We start from the raw sequence: 734 nt of genomic DNA, 5'->3' as shown, positions 1-734 counted from the left end.
TCCATCGCACTAAAGGTACCGATACGAAGCACTTGCTTAGGGGAAGTTTTTCCATCCAATGCAACAACGGGAAGATCTAATAATTCAATCTTCCCTGATTCAACAATTTCACTTTCAAAACTACTGAATAAGGCTTGTAGCTCAAGAAGGGTTGGCACCTTACTGGTCTCGGCAAAACGCAATGCTGTAATACGATCAGGAAATTGTGCACTGGTCATCGAATCTTCAAGGCTAGGAATTAAATCCAGCGCGCTTTCTTTCGCAACACCAAATACTTCGCCAAGTGTGCCGCTCGCTAAATCGAGTTTTTCTTGAAGAGTTGCGATGTCGTCTTCGTTCTTATCAAACAAGGCTTTCAAACGTTGCTTTTCTTTTTCTTCCTCAGCAATTTCCTGATTTGTTTGGCGAAGCAAACGCTTCTGCTCAGCCAAAGCAAGTTTCGATACACGCTCACGCTCAGCATTTTCTTTTGCGTCGTTCTTCACAATCGACTTTGCGAGCGCAATAAAATCTACATTTTGCGAATCTTCGGCCAGGCTTTTTTGGGCAAAAAACAGACCTGCATTCACGATTAACAGAAGACCAAGTACTTTGCCTAAAGTAAATTGTTTCATGTCAGCCCCCTACTTCGCTGCTGTGACAAGTGGTAAAGCTAACAACTCTGGAACACGTTGCTGCAAAGCAATCTGCATCGCCTTACTTAAATTAAGGTTTTCACCTCGATCTAATTGCGC

Annotated in this window: 1 pseudogene; it reads right to left on the bottom strand. The window is 43.1% G+C overall.

What is annotated here, in order from left to right:
* Nucleotides 1–614, bottom strand: a pseudogene (locus A3739_RS27565) (DUF724 domain-containing protein); the annotation flags it as partial.
* Between the last annotated feature and the right edge of the window lie 120 nt (nt 615–734).

The sequence above is a fragment of the Oleiphilus sp. HI0067 genome (assembly GCF_001635735.1).
Note: the sequence above shows the minus strand (reverse complement) of the source record. Positions and strands in the feature narration are given on the sequence as shown.